At 73.0% G+C, this 21,434-nt stretch carries 17 protein-coding genes; 10 read left to right on the forward strand and 7 right to left on the reverse strand.

Annotated features, from left to right (window positions below; translation table 11 throughout):
* The first annotated feature begins 68 nt into the window (after positions 1-68).
* Positions 69-2,426, forward strand: coding sequence for a hypothetical protein (locus ABT171_RS37870; protein ID WP_503078484.1), 2,358 nt, complete (start codon positions 69-71; stop codon positions 2,424-2,426).
* A gap of 28 nt (positions 2,427-2,454) precedes the next feature.
* Here the strand turns inward: ABT171_RS37870 and ABT171_RS37875 are convergent, their stop codons facing one another.
* From ABT171_RS37875 to ABT171_RS37890, 4 genes are all read right to left on the reverse strand, one after another.
* Positions 2,455-4,890 (reverse strand): right-handed parallel beta-helix repeat-containing protein, encoded by a 2,436-nt coding sequence (locus ABT171_RS37875; RefSeq protein WP_351250965.1) that lies wholly within the window; start codon positions 4,888-4,890, stop codon positions 2,455-2,457.
* A 227-nt stretch (positions 4,891-5,117) separates the two neighbouring features.
* Complete coding sequence (locus ABT171_RS37880; RefSeq protein ID WP_351250966.1) at positions 5,118-5,723, reverse strand: Rv1733c family protein; 606 nt, start codon at positions 5,721-5,723, stop codon at positions 5,118-5,120.
* A gap of 111 nt (positions 5,724-5,834) precedes the next feature.
* Positions 5,835-6,731 carry an MOSC domain-containing protein gene (locus tag ABT171_RS37885; RefSeq protein ID WP_351250967.1) on the reverse strand — a complete coding sequence of 299 codons (897 nt, stop codon included), beginning with the start codon at positions 6,729-6,731 and terminating at the stop codon, positions 5,835-5,837.
* 43 nt (positions 6,732-6,774) lie between these two features.
* The gene (locus tag ABT171_RS37890) at positions 6,775-7,212 is read right to left on the reverse strand and encodes a DUF6643 family protein (protein WP_351250968.1); all 438 of its coding nucleotides are present in this window, start codon (positions 7,210-7,212) and stop codon (positions 6,775-6,777) included.
* Positions 7,213-7,505: 293 nt separating this feature from the next.
* Between ABT171_RS37890 and ABT171_RS37895 the strand changes: the two genes are divergently transcribed.
* On the forward strand, positions 7,506-8,786 hold the full coding sequence (locus ABT171_RS37895) for a TerD family protein (protein WP_351251039.1): 1,281 nt from the start codon (positions 7,506-7,508) through the stop codon (positions 8,784-8,786).
* A gap of 6 nt (positions 8,787-8,792) precedes the next feature.
* On the opposite strand, the gene ABT171_RS37900 is transcribed toward ABT171_RS37895, so the two are convergent.
* On the reverse strand, positions 8,793-9,986 hold the full coding sequence (locus ABT171_RS37900) for a glycosyltransferase (RefSeq protein WP_503078497.1): 1,194 nt from the start codon (positions 9,984-9,986) through the stop codon (positions 8,793-8,795).
* A 39-nt stretch (positions 9,987-10,025) separates the two neighbouring features.
* Between ABT171_RS37900 and ABT171_RS37905 the strand changes: the two genes are divergently transcribed.
* Both ABT171_RS37905 and ABT171_RS37910 read left to right on the forward strand, forming a co-directional pair.
* Positions 10,026-10,811 (forward strand): glutamate racemase, encoded by a 786-nt coding sequence (locus tag ABT171_RS37905; protein WP_351250970.1) that lies wholly within the window; start codon positions 10,026-10,028, stop codon positions 10,809-10,811.
* 106 nt (positions 10,812-10,917) lie between these two features.
* Entirely contained in the window at positions 10,918-11,463 is a 546-nt protein-coding gene (locus ABT171_RS37910; RefSeq protein WP_351250971.1) for a hypothetical protein, read from the forward strand.
* A 13-nt stretch (positions 11,464-11,476) separates the two neighbouring features.
* Here ABT171_RS37910 and ABT171_RS37915 read toward each other — a convergent pair whose 3' ends face one another.
* Entirely contained in the window at positions 11,477-12,448 is a 972-nt protein-coding gene (locus tag ABT171_RS37915) for an O-antigen ligase family protein (RefSeq protein ID WP_351250972.1), read from the reverse strand.
* A gap of 289 nt (positions 12,449-12,737) precedes the next feature.
* On the opposite strand from ABT171_RS37915, the gene lnt reads away from it, so the two are divergent.
* The 4 genes from lnt to ABT171_RS37935 all read left to right on the forward strand — a co-directional run bounded on the left by lnt (position 12,738) and on the right by ABT171_RS37935 (position 17,843).
* The gene (gene lnt, locus ABT171_RS37920) at positions 12,738-14,348 is read left to right on the forward strand and encodes an apolipoprotein N-acyltransferase (RefSeq protein WP_351250973.1); all 1,611 of its coding nucleotides are present in this window, start codon (positions 12,738-12,740) and stop codon (positions 14,346-14,348) included.
* 120 nt (positions 14,349-14,468) lie between these two features.
* On the forward strand, positions 14,469-14,948 hold the full coding sequence (locus ABT171_RS37925) for an NUDIX hydrolase (RefSeq protein WP_351250974.1): 480 nt from the start codon (positions 14,469-14,471) through the stop codon (positions 14,946-14,948).
* Between the two features lie 54 nt (positions 14,949-15,002).
* Positions 15,003-15,818, forward strand: coding sequence for a 3-hydroxybutyrate dehydrogenase (locus ABT171_RS37930; protein WP_351250975.1), 816 nt, complete (start codon positions 15,003-15,005; stop codon positions 15,816-15,818).
* A gap of 108 nt (positions 15,819-15,926) precedes the next feature.
* Positions 15,927-17,843 carry a helix-turn-helix domain-containing protein gene (locus ABT171_RS37935; RefSeq protein ID WP_351250976.1) on the forward strand — a complete coding sequence of 639 codons (1,917 nt, stop codon included), beginning with the start codon at positions 15,927-15,929 and terminating at the stop codon, positions 17,841-17,843.
* A gap of 39 nt (positions 17,844-17,882) precedes the next feature.
* Here ABT171_RS37935 and ABT171_RS37940 read toward each other — a convergent pair whose 3' ends face one another.
* Complete coding sequence (locus tag ABT171_RS37940; protein WP_351250977.1) at positions 17,883-19,259, reverse strand: MFS transporter; 1,377 nt, start codon at positions 19,257-19,259, stop codon at positions 17,883-17,885.
* 1,267 nt (positions 19,260-20,526) lie between these two features.
* Here ABT171_RS37940 and ABT171_RS37945 point away from each other — a divergent pair.
* On the forward strand, positions 20,527-20,739 hold the full coding sequence (locus ABT171_RS37945; RefSeq protein WP_351250978.1) for a hypothetical protein: 213 nt from the start codon (positions 20,527-20,529) through the stop codon (positions 20,737-20,739).
* Complete coding sequence (locus ABT171_RS37950) at positions 20,739-21,413, forward strand: restriction endonuclease (protein WP_351250980.1); 675 nt, start codon at positions 20,739-20,741, stop codon at positions 21,411-21,413. The genes ABT171_RS37945 and ABT171_RS37950 overlap by 1 nt, the downstream gene beginning before the upstream one ends.
* The last annotated feature ends 21 nt before the right edge of the window (positions 21,414-21,434 follow it).

Raw genomic sequence — 21,434 nt, forward strand, 5'->3', positions numbered from 1 at the left:
GGCGCAACCGGGATCCTGAAGCCCGCATCGGCACAGGCCTACGGGCGCCTCACGGGGGTGCGAGAACAGTGGACCGCGCACAGCAACGCCCCGGCGGGCAGCAGACGGACGGGGCGGCGGCGCCGCAGGGCGGCCGGACGGGCCGGCTCCGCGCACCGGAGGCCGAGCTGGAACTGCTGGTGCACGGGGTGGGCGGGACCACCCCCGAGAAGATGCTCGGCGACCCGCGCACCGTCCGCGTCACCGGCGACGACACGGCCGCCGTCTTCCGGCGCGCCGAGGACGCGGCGGGGGAAGCATCCCGGGACGAGCCCGTCCAGGAGGCGTACGTCTGGTGCAACCTCACCTCCGGCGACCGCAGCCGCGCCCTGTGGCTGGTGCTGCTGCCGTTCATGGTGGTCAACCTCGCCCACTGGATGCGCCCCGCCGCGGCCGGCCGGCACCGCATGGTCCGCCTGTACGGCCTCCTGGTGCGGCTGGCCGCCCTCACCCTGACCGTGCTGCTGGTGGCCGCCGTCTGCGAGGTGGCCCTGGACCTGGTGGCCTGGCAGTGCGCCGGCGTCCATGACTGCGTCCGACGCCACTCCTGGCTGACCTTCCTCGCCCCCCACGCGTCCACCGCCTTCGACGGACACGGCAGCTGGTGGAGCCCGCCCGGCCGCCGGCTCGCCCTGGCCGCGCTGGTGCCGACCGCGCTGACCGGCCTGCTCTGGTACCTCTCGCACCGCACCTGGAGCGCGTACGAGTCCCACCAGCCGCTGTCCCACGACCCCGAACCGGACACCGACGGCAGCGCGCTGACCATGCCCGGCTTCTGGTACGGGCGCCGCCTCGTGGCCCGGCTGCGCGCCGCGCACACCGCGGCGGCCCTGCTGACCGTCGCCGCTGCCCTCGCGGCCCCGGCGGCCCGCTTCGACCACCGGCCGGGCGGCCCCGCCGTCCTGGAGGCCGTGAGCCGGCTGCTCACCGCGGCCCTGCTGGCCTGGGCGGCGGCGGTGGTGGGGGTGGTCTGCCGCCGGGGGCGCAGCGAGACGCGCCTCGATCAGCAGGCCGACCGGCACCTCGTACGCCTCCTGCCGCTGGGCGCGCTGGCCCTGCTGCTGCTCACGGCCGCCTACGCCGGCTGGGCCCGCCCCGGCTGGCGGTCCACCGGGCGGCCGCCCGGCGACCCGGCCTTCGGCGGCCTGATGCTGGCCCAGGGACTGCTGGTCGTCGCGCTCGCCGTGGTGGCCCGGTACCTGTACCGGCGCACTCCCGATCCGCGCGCGGGGATGCGCGGCCTCGGCGGACCGGCCGTCGCGCTGCTCGCCTGCGCGCTGGGCGGTGTGCTGTCCGGCGGGCTCGCACAGCGCGTCGCGGACTGGCTGGACGGCACCCGCGCCCTGCTCCCCGGGCCGCCCCTCCTGCTGACCTGGCAGGCGTCCACCATCCCGCCGGTGCTCGCGGTCCTGCTGCTCCTCGCCGCCGGGCTGGCGGCGCGGACCGCCCGGCTGGCCCGCGCCGAACGCACCCGCGTCCGCCACGAGCACCCCGGCGAACCCGAGGACCCGGGCCGCACCCGCGCCATCGCCCATGTCCGCGCCATGTCCGCCCTCACCGACCGGGCACCCCTCGTCGTCGCCGTGCTCACCGTCACCACCCTGCTGCTCGGCGGGGTGGCGCTGGCCGGCGCGCTGACCACACGCAAGACACCCGACGGAGCGGCCCGCCGCACCTACGACGCCCTCCAGGCCGTCGCCGGGATCTCGCAGGCGCTGGGCTCCTGGCTGATCGGGCTCGGCTTCCTGCTCTTCGTGACCTGGGGCAGGCGCGCCTACAAGGACGCCTCGGCACGGCGCACGATCGGCATCCTGTGGGACGTCGGCACCTTCTGGCCCCGGGCCGCGCACCCCTTCGCACCACCCTGCTACGCCGAGCGCGCGGTGCCGGACCTGACCTGGCGCATGGCGACCTGGACGCACCGCACCGGGGGCCGCCTGGTCCTGTCCGGTCACTCCCAGGGCAGCGTCCTGGCCGCGGCAGCCGCCTGGCAGCTGCCCCCGTCCGTGCGCGGCCGGATCGCGCTGCTGACCTACGGCTCCCCGCTGGAGCGCCTGTACGGCCGCTGGTTCCCGGCCCACTTCGGACCGCCCGCGCTCGTCGCCCTGCACCGCGATGTCGCCTGCTGGAGCAACCTGTACCGCCGTACCGACCCCATCGGCGGCCCCGTCCGCGTGCCCGACGACGCGAGCCCGGAGGTCGACCACGCCCCGCTGCGGGACCCGCTCGCCTACGGCCGCACGCCCGAGCATCCTCTCCCGGCGCCCCTCCTCGGTCACTCCGACTACCAGGCGGACCCGGCCTTCGCCCGCGCACGGGCCCGCCTGCTGAGCCGGCTGCGCCCGGAGCTGCCGGGGCCGCGCCCCGAGCCGCCGGCGCCCCGGTGAGGCCCGGCCATGTGCCCGACGTACCCGGTCAGGGCAGCTCCGGCAGGTCCTCCGCGAACAGCAGGGTCAGATCGTCGGTGCTGGGATCGTCCAGCTGGGCGACACGGCCCGCGTGCCGTTCCACCATCGCCTCGAAGGTCTGCCGGGCGGTACGGCCGTTGCCGAACGCCGGGCCCTTCGGGATGGCCGTGAAGTACGTCAGCAGCGCCTCCGAAGCGCCCGGCGCCAGCCGGTACTCGTGCTCGTCGGCCTGCTGCTCCACGATCCTCAGCAGCTCCTCGGGGCCATAGTCGCCGAAGGTGATGGTGCGGGAGAAGCGGGAGGCGACTCCGGGGTTGACGGACAGGAAGCGCTGCATCTCCGCCGTGTAGCCGGCGACGATCACCACCACCGCGTCCCGGTGGTCCTCCATCAGCTTCACCAGCGTGTCGATGGCCTCCTTGCCGAAGTCGCGCCCGCCGTCCTCCGGGGACAGCGCGTACGCCTCGTCGATGAACAGCACACCGCCGCGCGCCCTCTCGAACGCCTCCTGCGTGCGGATCGCCGTGGAGCCGATGTGCTCACCGACCAGGTCGACCCGGGACACCTCCACCAGGTGCCCCTTCTCCAGCACACCGAGCGAGGCGAGGATCTCGCCGTAGAGGCGGGCGACCGTCGTCTTGCCGGTGCCGGGCGAGCCGGTGAAGACCAGATGCCGCTTGACCGAGGCAGCCTTCAGGCCCGCCTGCTGCCGCCGCCGGCCCACCTCGATCATGTCGGTCAGCGCCCGCACCTCCCGCTTGACGCTCTCCAGACCCACCAGCGCGTCCAGCTCCCCGAGCACGTCCTTCGAGGTCCGCACCGGCTCGTCCGGGACGGCGGCGATCAGCGGCTCCTGCTCCGTGCTGCGCTGCCCGGGGATCGAACCGAGCAGCCCGGCGGAGTGCGACACCGTCTGTACGGCGGTCTCCCGGGCCGGGGACCGCCGCAGACCGCCGCTCTCGTCGCTGGTGCAGTCCTCCACCACCGGACCCGTCCCGGACCCGGCGTCCGGGCCCGCGTCCGCGAACTCGTAACCACCGCGCGCACAGCGCTCCGTGCGGCACTTGCGCAGCGTCGCACGGCAGCCGTCGATCACATGGAAGCCGTAGCCGCCGCTGCCGCTGACCCGGCAGTTCAGGAAGCTTCCGCGGCCGCCCGCGGAAATGTAGAAGCCCGCCTCGGCGGGGGAGTCGACCGTGCAGCGCTCGATGGTCGGGTCGGCTCCCTTGGTGACGATCACACCGGTCTGGGTGCCGTCCAGGGTGCAGTTGTTCAGCGTGCCGCCGCTGCCGTGGTCGCGGAACCACGCTCCGGTCGCCGCCTCCCGGATCCGGCAGTCGTCGAGCTGCGCGGTGGCCCCGTCGCTCACCGACACCGCCGTGTTGCGCACCTGCGACAGGTCGCTGTCCACCACGTCCGCGCGCGAACCGCGGTCCAGCACGAACAGGGCGTCCGGCACGTCGTGCACCCGGCAGGAGTCGAGGACGGCGGTGGCGCCGTCGCTGACCCACACCGCCGGATAGTCCCCGGTGCTGTCGAAGATCTCGCACTGGTGGGCGTCCACCCGGGTCCCCGGATCCCACACCGACAGGCCGTTGCGCCCGAACTGACGGACCGTCGTCCGGGTCAGCGTCAGCACCGAGCGGGAGCGCAGGTCGACCGCGTTCTCGGGGATGTCATGGATGCGGCAGTCGGCGAGCGTGAGCACCGCGTCCGTGTCCAGGGTGACACCGTCGGCGGTGGTGCGGTGCACATCGCAGTCGGTCAGCTGCGCCGTCGCCCGCTGGGTGACCTGGACGCCGGAGCCGCGGACCTCGTAGATCTCGCAACCCACCGCCTCCAGCGACGAGTTCTCGCCCGTCGCGGTCAGCCCGGTGCCGGAGGCATGGTGCACCCGGCACCGCTCCAGACGCGGGCGGGCACCGCCCCGCACGGCCACACCCGCCTGCCCGGCCGCGACGACCTCGCACTCCTCGAACACCCCGCCCGCGCCGTCCAGTACGGCGATGCCGATGCCGGCCGGGTTGTCGACCGTACAGCGGCGCACGGTCGGGCGGGCACCGCCGCGCACCTCGATACCCGCCGCGGACCGGGTGACGATCCGCACGTCCATCAGCTCGGGCATGCCCTCCTCGACCAGCAGCGCGGGCGCCGCCGCGTCCTGCCCCTCCACGTGCAGGTCCTGCACCACGGCCGAGGCGCACACGGTGAGCGGCACACCGTCCGCCGGCGCGATCCGCACCGAGCCGGGGGAGCCCTCGGGCCCGCGGAGCGTCACCGCCCGCTGGACGACGAGGTTCTCCCGGTAGGTGCCCGGGGCGATGGTGAGGACGTCGCCGTCGGTGGCGGCCTCCAGGGCGGCGGCGAGCGAGGCGTACTCGCCCGTGCGGCGCCGCCACCGCGACGTACCGGTGTGCGTCACCTGGACCGTGCCCTGTGCCATGGTGTTGCTGTGCCCCCACCTCGTCGTACTGACGGCTCGCTGCCACAGGGGCCGCGCCGCCGGTGCCAAGACCGCGACCGTGCTCAGCACCTGGGCTGGTGCGCGTTCGCGCTCCCGAACGTGCGTGCCTGTGCGGTTCGCTCGTCCGCGGGTTGTCGCCGAAAGCGCTTCGGCCGGTCCACCGTAGCGTGTGCGTGCAGGGTGGGTTGACCAGAGCCGGAAGGCCGTCAGCTGCCGGTGCCCGCCTTGCCCCAGTCCGGGCCGGCCCGGTCCCAGGCCTGGTCCCAGCGTGCGAACCGCCCGCGGACCATGCGCCACACGGCCAGCCGCCGGGCGGCTTCGACCAGGCCCGTGGCCAGCAGGGCCGCGCCGGTCCCGGCGAGCACCGCGTGTGTCGTCGCGGTGGCGGAGTCCAGCGGCCGGGTCGTTATTCGGCCCTGCGGATCCGTCCAGAGCCTGAAGTGGTCTCCCGTATCCGGGGACTTGACGTCCGTCAGGGCCGGGCCGTGCCGGTGGCTGCCGTCCGGTGCGGTCCAGTCCGCCAGAACACGGCGGTGGGTCTGGCGCGCCGTCGTGGTGTCGGGGTCACTCTCCGGCGGGACTTCGCCCAGGTCACGCACCACCGTGGCCGTGACGAGGTGGCGCGTGCGCTGCTGCTCGCGCACGGCTCGCTGCAGCGAGTGCTGGGCGGCGGCGCCGACCAGCCATCCGGTCACGGGCGCGGCCACGGCGATCAGCATGAGCGCCACGAGGGCCAGCCATGCCTCGGCCAGATCGGTCGTGCGGCACAGCGGATTGCGCCGCCAGCGCCACAGGCCACTGATCGCCCGCATGTCCCCACCCCCTTCCGCTCCGTCATAGCCCCTGGCACGGGCACGCATTCGCGGCCCGGTGCAAGAGAGAGCGACATCACGTCAGCCGCGGACGGTCCCGCGCGCGGCCTCTCAGGAACCTCTCGTGTCCTCCCAACGACGGGGGCCCGTCCCCGGTTCCCCGTCATCGGGCCGAGGCGGGTGCTGCTCCAGCACCCGGACCGGGTCCCCGATCCTGATCGTGCCGGTAGAGAGGGGCACGAGGTTCTGGCCGAAGATCAGCCGCGCGCCCACCTTGCGATGGCGCGCCAGGGTGCGCAGGGGCTCCCGGCCGCGCACGGCGGTGTCCTGGTCGACGGTGGTGACGACACAGCGTCCGCTCGACTTCGCGACGCGGAAGACCACGTCGCCGATGGAGATCCGCGACCAGTGGTCCTCCGCCCAGGCCTCGGTGCCGGCGATGACGACGTTGGGCCGGAAGCGGTCCATCGGCAGCGGGCCCTCCTGAGCCTGGGCGCCCTCGGCTATCAGGGAGTTCAGGGCGTCGAGGGAGGCGCTCGTGGTGGCCAGCAAGGGATAGCCGTCGGCGAAGCTCACCGTCTCGCCGGGCAGGGCGTACTCGGGATCGACCGGGCGGCGGGTGGCCGGATCGTCCATGTGCACGAGGCGGACGTCCCTGCGCAGATAGGCGCTGCACCAGGTGTGCGCGGCCGCGGCTGCCGGAACCGCCTCGACCTTGGTGCCGAAGACGTTCACCGGCACGGTGCCGGCCGGCGCGGGCACCGGCACCGTCAGCGGCGCGTGACCGGGCGCGGACAGACGAAGGCCGCCGCCGGGCAGAAGCTCGGCGGCGGCCAGCGCGAGGCGTGGCTGTTCGCGCTGTGTGACGACCTTTCCCCCGTCGTCGATCAGGGTCCAGCGCCGGTCTCCGGCCAGGCCCCAGGGCTCCACCGCGGCCTCCCGGGGTGCCTGCCCCCGGAACGCCTTGACCGGATGGACGTGAATCGACTGCACTTCGGCGTTCTCCATGACGCCATCGTGCCAGGAGGCACCGACAGCGCCGGGGTGCCGGTCAGTAGCCGCGGTACTGCTGGTTGTTGTACGGGTCCTGGTAGGGGGCCGGCGCGGGTCGCGGCGCGGCCGGGCGCATCGCCTCGTATCCCGTGCCCGCCCCCATCGGGCGCTGCTGCTGCGGGGCCTGCGGGCCGGGGTAGCCCCGCGGGGCGCTCGCCTGCTGCGGGATGTACGCCGTGGGTGCCTGTTGCAGCGGTGCGGGCTGCGACATCTGCGGATAGCCGTAGGCAGGGGCCTGCGGGGAGGGCGCCGCCGGGAGGGCGGGCAGTGCCGACGGCAGAGCGGGCAGGCTGCTGCCCGTGTCGTAGGCGGCGGGGACCCGGATCGGGGCGATCTGCGGGGTGCCCCGCTCGGCCACGAGCGAGTCGTAGATCGGGGTGTCCGGGAAGGAGGCGGAGTAGTAGCCGCCACCATAAGTGGAGCGGGGGGAGGTCATGGCACATAAGTTAAGCCCACGATGTGCTCGTTGGGGAGACCGATAAGAGGGTTGTTTTCCGTGCCTGCAGTGACCGGGGATCCCCAATACGAGCGAACTTGGCAAAAATGGACGCCGACCGACGCTTTAATTGTGTAAAGGCCGAGCTCCTGCGGGGTTACCGCCAGTTGACCGGCGGTCTTCCCGTGCCGGTCAGGGGAGCCTGCCGTGCCCCGGAATAGGTTGTCCGGGTACGGATCACCGGGACGACCCGGGGTGCCCGGAAGCCGACACGGATGGGGGCGGACATGTCAATGCTGAAAGGGTCGAACACGCCGGTGCCGACCACGGCCCTGCGCGTCGAACTGGGCTGGCGCCCGGCACCCGGGGTGCCCGACGCGGACGCCTCCGCATTGCTGCTCGCCACCGGAAGGGTCCGCTCCGACGCCGACTTCGTCTTCTACAACCAGCCCGCCCACCCCTCCGGCGCGGTGCGTCACGAGGGCAAGAGGACGACCGGCGCGGGCGTGACGGACACCCTTTCCATCGACCTCGCGCGCGTGGAGGGCGCCATCGAGCGGATCGTCCTCGCCGCCTCCGCAGACGGCGGGACCTTCGGACAGGTCCCCGGCCTCTACATCGAGGTGACCGAAGCGGTGACCGGGCGGACGGTGGCCCGCTTCGACAGTCCGGGCGCGACCGTCGAGACGGCCTTCGTGCTCGGCGAGTTCTACCGCCGCCAGGGCGCGTGGAAGTTCCGCGCCGTCGGCCAGGGCTACAGCAGCGGACTCGAAGGGCTGGCAACGGACTTCGGTATCACCGTGGACGAACCCCAGCACACCGCACCGCCCGCCGCCACGGCCCCGGTCACGCCGCCCCCGCCGCCCGCGGCGGCCCCGGCACCCCCACCCGTACCGCCCGCGCCCTCGGCCCCTCCCACGGCTCCTCCGGCTCCCGCGCCCCAGCCGGTCCGCCTGTCCAAGGTCACCCTCACGAAGACGGCGCCGTCCGTCTCGCTCGCCAAGCAGGGCGGCACCTCCGGAGCCATGCGGGTGAACCTCAACTGGCAGAGCCGCAAAGAGCTTTCGGGCTGGGGCAGGTGGGGAGGCGGGCAGGGAGACATCGACCTCGACCTGTGCGCCCTGTACGAACTGGCCGACGGCCGCAAGGGCGTCGTCCAGGCGCTCGGCAACGCCTTCGGGTCGCTGCGCCGGCCGCCGTACATCCACCTCGACGGCGACGACCGCACCGGTGCCGTGGCGAGCGGCGAGAACCTCACCATCAACCTCGACCACGCCCGGGATTTCCGGCGCATCCTCGTCTTCGTCACCATCTACCAAGGCGCCACCTCGTTCGCCGACCTGCACGCCACCGTCACCCTCCAACCGCAGCACGGCGCCCCGATCGACTTCTCGCTCGACGAGTGCACCGTCCCCTCCACGGTGTGCGCACTCGCCCTGATCACCAACACGGGCGGCGACCTCCTCGTACAGCGCGAGGCGCGGTACCTGGTACCGGAGCGCGGCGTCAGCCCGCAGCGCACCATGGACCGCGCCTACGGCTGGGGCATGAACTGGACGCCCGGCCGCAAGTGACCCGGCTCAGCCCTCGTCGGGCACGGCGTCGGGGCGCGCGTACGTGCGGCCCTTCCAGGCGGCCCCGCGCCCCCGGTAGTGCTGCACGGCCGAGTCGACCGTCATCAGCAGGTACAGCAGCGCGGTGAACGGCAGCAGCGGCGCGAGCCACAGCGGCTGCCGGTAGTAGCGGAGCATGGGCAGGTACGTCCCCGCCATCACCGCCCACGCCACGGCACCGGTGACGGCCGTCGCCGTAGCGCCGGCCGCCGCCCCCACGGCCACCGCGGCGGGCGGCACCAGGTAGACCAGCGCGAGCCCGGCGACCGTACCGAGCAGCAGCAGCGGGTTGTGGCGCAACTGGGCGTAGGCGCTGCGCGAGACCATCCGCCACAGGTCGTGCAGCCGCGGATACGGCCGCACACTGTCCACCCGGTCGGCCAGCCCCAGCCAGACGTGCCCGCCGGCCCCCTTCACCGCGCGAGCGAGCGCCACGTCGTCGATGACGGCCTGCCGGATGGCGTCCGGGATGCGCGCCTTCTCCGCCGTCCCGGTGCGCAGCAGGACACACCCGCCCGCCGCCGCGGCCGTACGCGAGCCCCTCCGGCCGATCCACCGGAACGGATACAGCTGCGCGAAGAAGTACACGAACGCCGGGACCACCAGCCGCTCCCACACGCTCTCCACCCGCAGCCGCGCCATCTGCGACACGACGTCGAAGCCCCCGGCACGGGCCGCCGCCACCAGCGTGCGCAGGCTGTCCGGCGCGTGCGCGATGTCCGCGTCGGTCAGCAGCAGATACTCGGGGTCACGCGCGCGTGCCAGGCCGATGCCGTGCCGCACCGCCCACAGCTTGCCCGTCCAGCCCGTCGGCGGTTCGCCCGGCGAACCCACGGTCAGCGGCAGCCCGCCGTGCCGCCGGGACAGCTCGCGCGCCAGCTCCCCGGTGCCGTCGGTGCTCCCGTCGTCCACCAGGAAGACCTCGGCCCGGCCCGGGTACTCCTGCGCCAGCAGCGACGGCAGGCTCTCGGGCAGTACGGCGGCCTCGTCGCGGGCGGGTACGACCACACAGACCGACGGCCACGCCTCCGGTTCCCGGCGCGGCGGCAGCCGTACGTCCGTACGCCAGAAGAAGCCCTGGCCCAGCAGCAGCCAGCACCAGGCGGCCAGCGACACGACGGTGATCCACGACAGGGCGCTCACCCCCGCAGTCTGCCCCACCGGACAGGGCCGCAAGGGCCGATCGTCTATCGTGGCCGGGTGAAGATCGCGCTCATGGACTCCGGAATCGGCCTGCTTCCCGCCGCCGCCGCGGTACGGCGGCTGCGGCCCGACGCGGATCTCGTGCTCTCCTGGGACCCGGACGGGATGCCCTGGGGACCACGCACTCCGGAGGACATCACGCAGCGGGCCCTCGCCGTGGCCGGGGCCGCCGCCGTCCATGAGCCCGACGTCCTGATCGTCGCCTGCAACACCGCCTCCGTGCACTCGCTGCCGCAGATGCGGGCCCGTTTCGAACCGGAGCTGCCGATCATCGGCACCGTGCCGGCGATCAAGCCGGCCGCGGCGGGCGGCGGCCATGTCGCGATCTGGGCCACCCCCGCCACCACGGGCAGCGCCTATCAGCGCAACCTGATCGAGCGGTTCGCCACCGGGGTGGCCGTCACCGAGGTGGCCTGCCCCGGCCTCGCGGACGCGGTGCACCACGCGGACGAGGCCGCGATCGAGGCCGCCATCGCCTCGGCCGCCGCGCGCACCCCCGAGGACGTGACCACCGTCGTTCTCGGCTGCACCAACTACGAGCTGGTCGGCGAGCGCATCCGGGCCGCAGTCCAGCGGCCCGGCCGCCCGCCGCTCATACTGCACGGCTCCGCCGGGGCGGTGGCCGCACAGGCCCTGCGCCGGATCGGGGCGGAACCGGCCGCGGCCGCCCTCGCCGACACCAGCCTCACGGTGCTGCTCAGCGGTCGCGAGGCCATGCTCCCGGACACGGCACTGGCCTACGAGGAAGGCCGTTTCCTGCAGGCGGTCAGCCCCGTCCGCTGACCGGCCGCGCGACCGCGGCCCAGGCCCGGACCGCCCTGGCCCACTCGGGTCAGTCACGCTCCGCCACGTCCTACCCGCGCAGCGAAACCTGAGTAACCTCATAAACATGAGGGACCACGTCCACGCCGACGACAGCCCGAACCCGGAGATCTGGACCGGGCGCGCCACCAACCGGGTCCAGTGGCTGCTGGCGCTGGTCGGTGCGGCCTGCATGGCGCTCGGTATCGAGCTGGCGGTGGACTCGGCATGGACGGCCGGCGTCGCCCCGCTGGCGATGTCCGTCGTGGGCTGCATCGCCGCCGGACTGCTGGTCCTCTTCGGCACGCTCGCCTTCGTGCACGTCGACCTCAAACTCGACAAGGAGTCCGTGGAGGTCCGCTGCGGCCACATGGGGCTGCCGCGTCGCCGCATCCCGCTCTCGCACGTGGCCGGTGCCGACTTCACCGCCCTCGTCACGCCCAGGCACTGGGGCGGCTGGGGCTACCGGTGGCGGCCCGAGAAGGGCACCGCCGTCGTCGTACGCCGGGGCGAGGGCGTCGTGCTGCGCCTGTGGGACGGCCACACCTTCACCATCACCGTGGACAACGCGGAGTCGGCGGTGCGGGTCATCAGGGCCCGGCTGCGGACCCCCGGCCCGGGGCCGACCCGCTGAGGGATGACAGCGCTCAGAGCCGCGGTTCCGCGCTGGGGCGCGGCCACGGCCACGCCGTCGCCCAGCCGGCCAGCAGCCCCGCGCCCACGGTCACCGTGGTGAAGCTCAGCGCGTTGCTCACCGTGGCGCACACGGCCAGCGCCGTCAGTGCGGCACCGGCGGTGACGGCGACCGGGGTGGAGCGGGGAGAGCGCCACAGCGCGTGCAGCACCCAGCAGAACGCGGCGGCGACCAGGAAGACCCCGATGAGGCCCTGCTCCGCCGCCAGCTGCAGCAGGGCGGAGTGAGGTCTGCCGTCGGCGAACGGCGTCTGCGGCGCCGTGCCGCCCAGCCCACCGAGCCGTCCCGGACCGACTCCCAGCACCGGATTCCGGCCCGCCAGTCGCAGGGTCTCCTGCCACAGGGCCGCCCGGTGCCCGGTCAGCCGGCCCTCGACCGCCCCGGCGAGGCCACCGGGCAGCACGTCCGAGGCGAGCGCCCAGGTCGCCCCGGCCACCAGCGCCGACGCCACGGCCAGACCCAGCAGCCACCCCCCACGGCGCGACACCGGGCCCGCGGCGAGCGAACACAGCAGTACGGCCGCACTCGCCGCGCAACCGGCCGTCGACCCCAGCACCGCACCGGCCGGCACGATCCCGGCGGCCAGCACCCGCAGCAGCAGCCGCAGCCACGGTACGGATGCCGACCAGGCGGCACAGCACCCGGCTCCGGTGGCCAGTGCCAGCAGGGCGGCGGTGGCGCCGGCGTGTCCGAGCGGGGCGGCGTACCGGGGACCGGCGGAGAGCCCGGGCAGGGCCACGGCCAGCGCGAGTCCGGCCACCGCGCCGGCGCAGGGCGCGGCCACCGGCAGCAGTGCCCCGGAGACCCGGCCGGCGGCGTGACCGGCGGTCACGGCGAGCACCGCGAGCAGGACGCCCTCGGGCCGTCCGTCGTGGGCCGCCGCGGCGACCAGCGACCATGCGGCACAGGCGCCGAGCAAGATCATGCCCGTGCCGTCAGAAACGTTTCGTCTGTCGTCGGCCGCGTCCGCGTCCACCCCGGCCACGGGCCTCGTCTCCGTCGCCCCCACTGCCGCCCCTCGCCCCTGTCCCCGACCCTGTCTCCGGCCACGGCGGGCACGGCGCCGAAGCCGGCCGCACTGCCGAGGCTGGGCACACCGTAGCGGCTGATGACCGGTTTGGGGACGAGATGCGACGGAACGGGTTCTTTCCGCTCCGGTCCCCGCCCCCGGACCACGCTGTCGGCGGCACACCCCCCGCCGTACACTCACCCGGGTGACCGTCACCGCAACTTCCGTGGACCAGCAGGACCAACTCCAGTCGCCCTCCGCCTCCGGCGTACGCGGCGGCCGGCTGCTGCGCCTGGTCCCGGCCGTCGTCTCCGCGCTCTGCGGAGTGCTGCTCTACGTCAGCTTCCCGCCGCGCCCCCTGTGGTGGCTGGCGCTGCCCGCCTTCGCCGGCTTCGGCTGGGTGCTGCGTGGCCGCGGCTGGAAGGCGGCCCTCGGCCTCGGCTACCTCTTCGGCCTCGGCTTCCTGCTGCCGCTGCTGGTGTGGACCGGCGTGGAGGTCGGTCCCGGTCCCTGGCTGGCCCTCGTCGCCATCGAGGCGGCCTTCATCGCGTCGGTCGGCGTCGGTGTCGCCGCCGTCTCCAGGCTGCCCGCCTGGCCGGTGTGGGCCGCCGCCGTCTGGATCGCCGGCGAGGCGGTACGCGCGCGTGCGCCCTTCCGGGGCTTCCCCTGGGGCAAGATCGCGTTCGGGCAGGCGGACGGCGTCTTCCTGCCGCTCGCCGCGGTGGGGGGCACGCCCGTGCTCGGCTTCGCGGTCGTGCTGTGCGGATTCGGCCTGTACGAGGCCGGCCGGCTGATCGCCGAGCGGCGCCGGACGCATGCCGTGCGGCGCGGGACCGCTGCCGCCGCGCTGCTGAGCGTGGCCGTTCCGGTGGCGGGCGCGGTCGCCGCCCGGCCGCTGGTGAGCGACAAGGCCGAGGACGGCACCAGGACCGTCGCGGTCATCCAGGGCAACGTGCCGCGCTCGGGGCTGGAGTTCAGCGCCCAGCGGCGGGCCGTCCTGGACTACCACGTACGCGAGACGCTCAGGCTCGCCGCCGACATCAAGGCGGGGAAGGCGCCGAAGCCCGACTACGTGCTGTGGCCGGAGAACTCCTCCGACATCGACCCCTACACCAATCCCGACGCGGCCGCCGTCATCGAGGGCGCGGCCAAGGCGGTCGGTGTGCCCATCTCGGTCGGCGGCGTGGTCGAGAAGGACGGCAGACAGCTCAACGAGCAGATCCTGTGGGACCCGGTCAAGGGGCCGACGCAGACCTACGACAAGCGGCAGATCCAGCCGTTCGGCGAGTACCTCCCGCTGCGCGGGCTCGTCGGCGCGATCAACAAGAACTGGACCAGCATGGTCCGGAAGGACTTCAGCCGGGGCAGCGCGCCGGGCGTGTTCGACATCGACGGCGCCAAGGTGGGCCTAGCCACCTGCTACGAGGCCGCGTTCGACTGGGCCGTGCGGGACACCGTGACGCACGGCGCGGAGATGATCTCCGTGCCGAGCAACAACGCGACCTTCGACCGCAGCGAGATGACCTACCAGCAGCTCGCCATGTCCCGGATCCGTGCCGTCGAGCACAGCCGCACGGTGACCGTGCCGGTGACCAGCGGCGTGAGCGCCGTCATCATGCCGGACGGCAGGATCACCCAGAAGACCGGCATGTTCGTGCCCGGCTATCTCGTGCAGAAGGTGCCGCTGCGCACGTCGAGGACCCCGGCGACCCAGCTCGGCATCCTTCCGGAGATCGCCCTGGTGCTGGTCGCGGCGGGCGGGATCGGCTGGACGATCGGGTCCGGACTGCGCCGTCGGCGCGCGGGTGGCGTGTAGCCCTACGACGGCACGTGCCGGCGACGTGTGGACGTACGACCGGTGACCGTCCTGCGAAAGGGTGCGTACGCTCCCTGGACCGCCAGGGAAGCGCGCCTCCGGCCGGTTAGGGTCGGGCCCATGGCTATTCCTGACTTCATCCGCACGCTCCGGGCCTCCGCCGGCCGGCAGTTGCTCTGGCTTCCCGGGATCACCGCGATCGTCTTCGACGACGAGGGCAGGGTGCTCCTGGGCCGGCGGTCCGACACCCGCAGGTGGTCGGTGATCGGCGGCATCCCGGAGCCGGGGGAGCAGCCCGCGGCCTGCGCCGTGCGAGAGGTCTTCGAGGAGACGGCGGTGCACTGCGTGGCCGAGCGGGTGGTCCTCGTCCAGGCCCTGGACCCGGTCACCTACCCCAACGGTGACCACTGCCAGTACATGGACATCACCATCCGCTGCCGTGCCGTGGGCGGCGAGGCCCGGGTCAACGACGACGAGTCACTGGAAGTGGGCTGGTTCGAGGTCGACGCGCTGCCGGATCTCCAGGAGTTCGGCCGCTTTCGGATCAAGCAGGCCATGTGCGAGGCACCCACATGGTTTGCCCCTACGACTGTCGGCTGAAGTATGGGTGGCCACCATATGTGGTGACGGGTGGGTCCCGCTTAGGGTCGCTCCATGACCTCGCCCAGTCGACCGCCCGGCCTTCGCCCGCAGCCCCTCGCCCTCGACCTCGGCGGCCGCACCGCCCTCGTCACCGGTGCCGCCAGCGGCATCGGCCGCGCCTGCGCCCTGCGGCTCGCCGCCGCCGGTGCGCAGGTGCGCGCCGTCGACCGGGACGAGACCGGTCTGGCCGAGCTGGCCCAGCAGACGGACCGCACCGGCGATCTCGCGGGCACCGTCGTACCGCACCTCGTGGACCTCACCGACCTCGACGCCGCCGAACGCGCCGCCGCCGGCACCGATGTGCTGGTCAACAACGCCGGGCTGCAACTGGTCCGCCCGCTTGAGGAGTTCCCGCCCGACGTCTTCCACACCGTGCTGACCGTGATGCTGGAGGCGCCGTTCCGCCTCATCCGCGGTGCCCTGCCGCACATGTACGCACAGGGCTGGGGCCGGATCGTCAATGTGTCCTCCGTCCATGGGCTGCGCGCCTCCGCTTTCAAGTCCGCCTATGTGGCCGCCAAACACGGTCTTGAGGGCCTGTCGAAGACGGCCGCCCTGGAAGGCGCCGCCCATGGGGTGACCTCGAACTGTGTGAACCCGGCCTATGTGCGCACGCCCCTGGTGGAGAAGCAGATCGCCGACCAGGCGCAGGCGCACGGCATTCCCGAGGAGCGGGTGCTGTCCGAGATCCTGCTGAAGGACAGTGCGGTCCAGCGGCTCATCGAACCGGAGGAGGTCGCCGAGGCGGTGGCCTACCTGTGCAGCCCGCAGGCGTCCTTCGTCACCGGCACCTCGCTGGTGCTCGACGGCGGCTGGACGGCCCACTGAATGCACGGCCCACTGATGGGACGGAGCACCGAGCGGCCCGGTGACGCCCCGCCGGGGAGTTTTCCACAGGCCTGACGGGCCGGGCGGCGGATACGGAATCCTGTGACCATGTCCCGCGATCACGTTCAGTCGGCACCCAGCGGCAGCGCCGAGGCCGCGTACCTTGAGCTGCTGGCCCGCGACGCCTCCCCGGAGGCGTACGAGCAGCCGGTGCTGCTCGCCCGTGCCGAGGGCAGACCGGCCGACCGGATCGCCGCGCTGGAACAGACCAAGCGGCTCGCCCTGCGCGTGCGGGCCGAACTGGAGGGACGCCGACGGCGCGAGGCGGAGCTGTCCGCGCTCTTCGAGACCGCCCACGACCTCGCGGGCCTGCGCGACCTCGACGCCGTCCTGCAGGCCATCGTGCAGCGCGCCCGCTCCCTGCTCGGTACGGACGTCGCCTACCTCACCCTGAACGACCCGGAGCGCGGCGACACCTACATGCGGGTCACGGAGGGCTCCGTCTCCGCCCGCTTCCAGCAACTGCGCCTCGGCATGGGCGAGGGGCTCGGCGGACTGGTCGCCCAGACCACCCGGCCGTACGTCACGGACGACTACTTCAAGGACGCCCGCTTCCAGCACACCCTCACCATCGACGCCGGCGTCCGTGACGAGGGCCTGGTCGCCATCCTCGGCGTCCCCCTCATGCTCGGCCCGCACGTCATCGGCGTCCTCTTCGCCGCCGACCGCAGGGAACGCTTCTTCGAACGCGCTCAGATCGCCCTGCTCGGCTCCTTCGCCGCGCTCGCCGCAGCCGCGATCGACACCGCCCATCTGCTCACCGAGACCCGCGCGGCCCTGGCCGGCCTGGAGCGCGCCAACGAGATCATCCGGGATCGCAGCGCCGTCATCGAGCGCGCCTCCGACGTGCACGACCGGCTCGCCGAACTCGTCCTGCACGGCGGCGGGGTGCACGACGTGGCCGCCGCCGTCTCCCAAGTCATCGACGGCACCGTCGAGTTCACCGAGGCCGACGCGGCACCGGCGGAGGAACTGGAGGCAGCCCGCGCCGAGGGACACGCCGTACGACACGGCAGCGACTGGATCGCCGCCGTCGCCGCCGGCGGCGAACTCCTCGGCGCCCTGGTCCTGCGCGGGCACCCCGGCCTCGACCCCGTCGACCAGCGCACCCTAGAGCGCGCGGCGATGGTCACCTCGCTGCTCCTGCTCGCCCGCCGCTCGGCGGCCGAGGCCGAACAGCGCGTGCGCGGTGAACTGCTGGACGACCTGCTGGACGCGCGCGACCGGGATCCGCGCCTGCTGCGCGAACGCGCCGCCCGGCTGCACGCCGACCTGGACACCACCCATGTCGTGCTCGCCGCCCGCCTCGACGGCCCGGCGGCCGACGCCGACGAGGAGGCCGCGGCCCGCCGCCGTATGTGGTCGGCCGCCTCCCACCTCGCCGCGACCCGGCAGGGCCTGGCCGCCGCACGCGACGGCGGCACCGTTCTGCTGCTGCCGCTCACCGCCGGTGACACCGCCACAAAGCTGGCCCGCCGCACGGCCCGCCAGCTGGGCACGGCGGTCCACCAACCCGTCACGGTCGGCGCCTCGGCCCCGGTCACCGACCTCACCGCCCACCCCGAGACCGTCGCCGCCGCCTACGCCGAAAGCCGTCGCTGCCTGGAGGCGCTGCACCTGCTGGGCCGCGCCGGGGACGGTGCGGCGGCCGAGGACTTCGGATTCCTCGGGCTGCTCCTCGCAGGCGACCGGGACGTCGCCGGCTTCGTCGACCGCACCATCGGCCCGGTCGTGTCCTACGACGAGCGCCGCGGTACGGACCTGCTGCGCACCCTGGACGCGTACTTCGCCTGCGGGATGAGCCCGGCCCGTACCAAGGACGCCTTGCACGTCCATGTGAACACGGTCGCCCAGCGGCTGGAGCGGGTGGGCCGGCTGCTGGGGGACTGGCAGACCCCGGCCCGTGCCCTGGAGATCCAACTGGCTCTGAGACTACACCGGTTGGCGACTCCGCGCAGACCCTGACCCCCGTACGGCCCTTCCGTACGGGGGGGGAATCCCCGGTCAGACCGTCCGCGCCTCGGCGGCGGGACCGGCACCGGCGGACTCGCCGCCCTCGGCCCCGACACCGGCCAGGTCCCGATGCCGTGTCTCCCGGGCCACGCCGACGGCGACCAGGGTCAGCACTGCGGCGGCGATCACGTACAGGGCGATCGGGGTGGGGCTGCCGTAGTCGTCGAGCAGTGCGGTGGCGATGAGCGGGGCCGGCGCGCCCGCCGCCACGGAGGCGAACTGGGCGCCGATGGACGCGCCCGAGTACCGCGTCCGGGTGGCGAACATCTCGGCGAAGAAGGCGGCCTGGGGCGCGTACATGGCGCCGTGCAGGACGAGCCCGACGGTCACGGCCAGGACCAGATACCCGAACGAACCGCTGTCGGTGAGCGAGAAGAACGGAAACATCCACAGCCCCACTCCGGCCGCGCCGAACAGATACACCGGCCGGCGGCCGATCCGGTCGGACAGCGCGCCCCAGGCCGGGATGACGGCGAAGTGCACGGCGGAGCCGATGAGCACGGCGTTGAGCGCGGTCTGCCTGGAGACGCCGGCCGAGGTGGTGGCGTAGACCAGGACGAAGGCGGTGATGACGTAGTAGCTGATGTTCTCGGCCATGCGTGCACCCATCGCCACCAGTATGTCCCGCCAGTGATGCCGCACCACGGAGACGAGCGGCGGCTTCTCAGGGCCGCCCGCGCGCCGGGACTCAGCCCTTGCCAACGCCTCCTTGAACACGGGCGATTCGTCGACGGACAGTCGAATCCACAGACCGATGACCACGAGCAGACCGGAGAGCAGGAACGGGATCCGCCAGCCCCATGTCCCGAAGGCGTCGTCGGGGAGCACGGCGGTCAGCAGCGAGAGCACACCGGTCGCGAGCAACTGCCCCGCCGGCGCGCCGGTCTGCGGCCACGAGGCCCAGAAGCCGCGCCGCCGCGCATCCCCGTGCTCCGACACCAGCAGAACGGCACCGCCCCACTCACCGCCGAGCGCGAACCCCTGAACGAGCCGCAGCACGGTGAGGAGTACGGGCGCGGCGGATCCGACCGTGGCATGCGTGGGCAACAGCCCGATGGCGAACGTCGCCCCGCCCATCATCACCAGGCTCAGCACCAGCAGCTTCTTGCGCCCCAGCCGGTCGCCGTAGTGCCCGAACACGAGCGCCCCCAACGGGCGGGCCGCGAACCCGACGGCATACGTCAGGAACGACAGCAGCGTTCCGACGAGCGGGTCGGAGTCCGGAAAGAACACCTTGTTGAACACCAGCGCGGCGGCCGAGCCGTAGAGGAAGAAGTCGTACCACTCGATGGTGGTGCCGATGAGGCTGGCGGCGACGATTCTGGGGAGGCTGGAGGGGGGTGGGGGAGCGGTGGTTCCAGAGGCCATGTGCGCCACTTCCTCGTGTGCGGTGGGGACGGGTACGTGTCGGCACACGGTAGGAAGATGCAGGTCAGGGGCCCATGTGGTGGGGCAACATAGTTCGAGTATTGGCTATGCGTGCGGCCACCATGCCGGCTCACGGAAGGGCGGTTCAGGGGCTCGAAGGTGGTCGAAACGAGTGCTGTCCGGGACGCACAGTTCGGGGTGATTTGACGGTGCGGTGCTGACTCCCGTGCTGGTTTGGTGCTGACTAAAAGCCCACGTCATCACCCGTGCTCACCCCTCCCGTGCTGACTTGGTGCTGACTACGCTCCGTTGAACTCGGACATCTTGGGGCCGATCGGCTCAGGGCCGTTGCGTGGTAGGTGACCGGACGGAGAGACCGACCCGGCTTCGCCACTCGGCTCTGCGGGCGCGGACAAGGTGCTGCACTGCGCGTGGTGCGCGTTCGTCCCAGCAGATTCTTCGTCTGTTGGTGGTACACGGCTCAGATCCGGTCTGACCAGCGAAATCAGCTGATCGCCACAAGCTGCGGACGGCTGGTCCGGGTATGGTCCTGATCTTGGTTCGAAGGTTCGTGGTGATGAGCGCTGCTCGCATGTTGCGCTTGTACGACGATGACGGCCTCGGCACTGCTTCGAGAGGCGTCGACGGGCCGCCAGAAGACTGTCCTGACCGGGCTGCACCAAGACTGGATCCGGCGCTGGCGGAGGCCAGCGGCCGTTTCTTCGGCCCGGCCCTACAACCGTGGCGCTGTCCTCGCAGGACCGCGACGCCACCGCGTTGAGAATTCGTCCTGCGGGGGCTCGGTTGACCGAGGCGTCGCGGCGGCGGGTTGATCAGTGCCTACCAGTGCCTCCCGACCCTGTGACGCCCCCGGGTCATGCGCAGAACCACGGTTTGAAGGGGCGGCGCCGGCGCACTATGGCTGTGAGTGCGCTTCCGCTGCTTTTCGCCATTCGTCGGCAGAGCTCCGCTTGGCGTGACCGGGGCTGTTTCCGCAGGTGAGAGACGGACGGTCACGCGCCGCGTGAGGGCTGGCGGAAAGGGCCATGGTGAATCGCTTGGGAGCTGGGAAGGGCTTTCGCCCAGCTGAGCTGTCTCAGGCGCGCTGCCCCGTGCATGGGCCTGAGGGTGTGGGCCCTCCTGGCCTGATAGCGACTCGATCGGGGCGTAGCGCCGTGATGACCCATCAGCTGCTGTCAGTGCCCACTGCTACACCCTTTTGTTGGGATGAGCCGCGCTCCGCGGCCCACCGACGGGAGGGGGAAGCATGGCGAAGGTGCCGGACGGGTTCCACCGGGTACGCGGACACATCCGTCGCAATCCGAAGCCCAGGAGCGCCAAGCGCATGAGCGGTTGGATAATTGCCGGCTTACTGGCCGGCGTGTGGCTGTGGGGGCAGGTGTTCGGGTTCAGTGGGTCCACCGCCACGACACCGCCGACGGATCCGAAGCCGGCGGCCAGTGCGACGGCCGACCGCTGATGGGACGGATACGTCTGCGGCGCCCTCGCGGAGCCGCGGAAATGGTCGCAGCGGCTGTGGTCGCCCTGGCTGTACTCGTCCTGGTGGCGCGGACGGCGGCCACGGCGGTCGGCACACTGAAGGCGGCCTGGCCTGCCCTGCTGGCTCTCGCCCTGCTCACGGGAGCCGTCGCGGCGTGGCGGATCAGGCAGGCGACCACGATGCGGCGTCGGGAGAAGGAGCGGCTGGCCACTCTGCGGATCACGCTCGCGGAGTTCGACACCATGGACGACCGTCGCTTCGAGTACGCCCTGCGGGATCTGCTGGTCCGCGACGGCTGGCCGGCCCGCAGAGTGGGTGGCGGCGGCGACCAGGCCGCCGACGTCATCGGTGACCATCCGCAGCGCGGCCGGATCGTGGTGCAGGCCAAGCACACCCGCGTCGGCGGGAAGGTGGGCTCAGCTGTGATGTACGCGGTGAAGGGGACGGCCGGGCCGGTCCACAAAGCCGATCACGCTGTCGTCGTCACCAACGGGGCCTTCACCCGCGATGCCATGGCGTGGGGCGACCGGCACGGCGTCCACTGGATCGACCGGGAAAAGCTACGGCGCTGGGCCGAGGACGGTGCCGCTCTGCACGAGCTCCTCGGATTGTCCGCGCGCTCCCGCCCGAGCCGATTCAGGCGTGCGGCATGACTGGCAAAGAGCGTGATCGCT

The sequence above is a fragment of the Streptomyces sp. NPDC001851 genome (assembly GCF_040297165.1).
Taxonomy (GTDB): domain Bacteria; phylum Actinomycetota; class Actinomycetes; order Streptomycetales; family Streptomycetaceae; genus Streptomyces.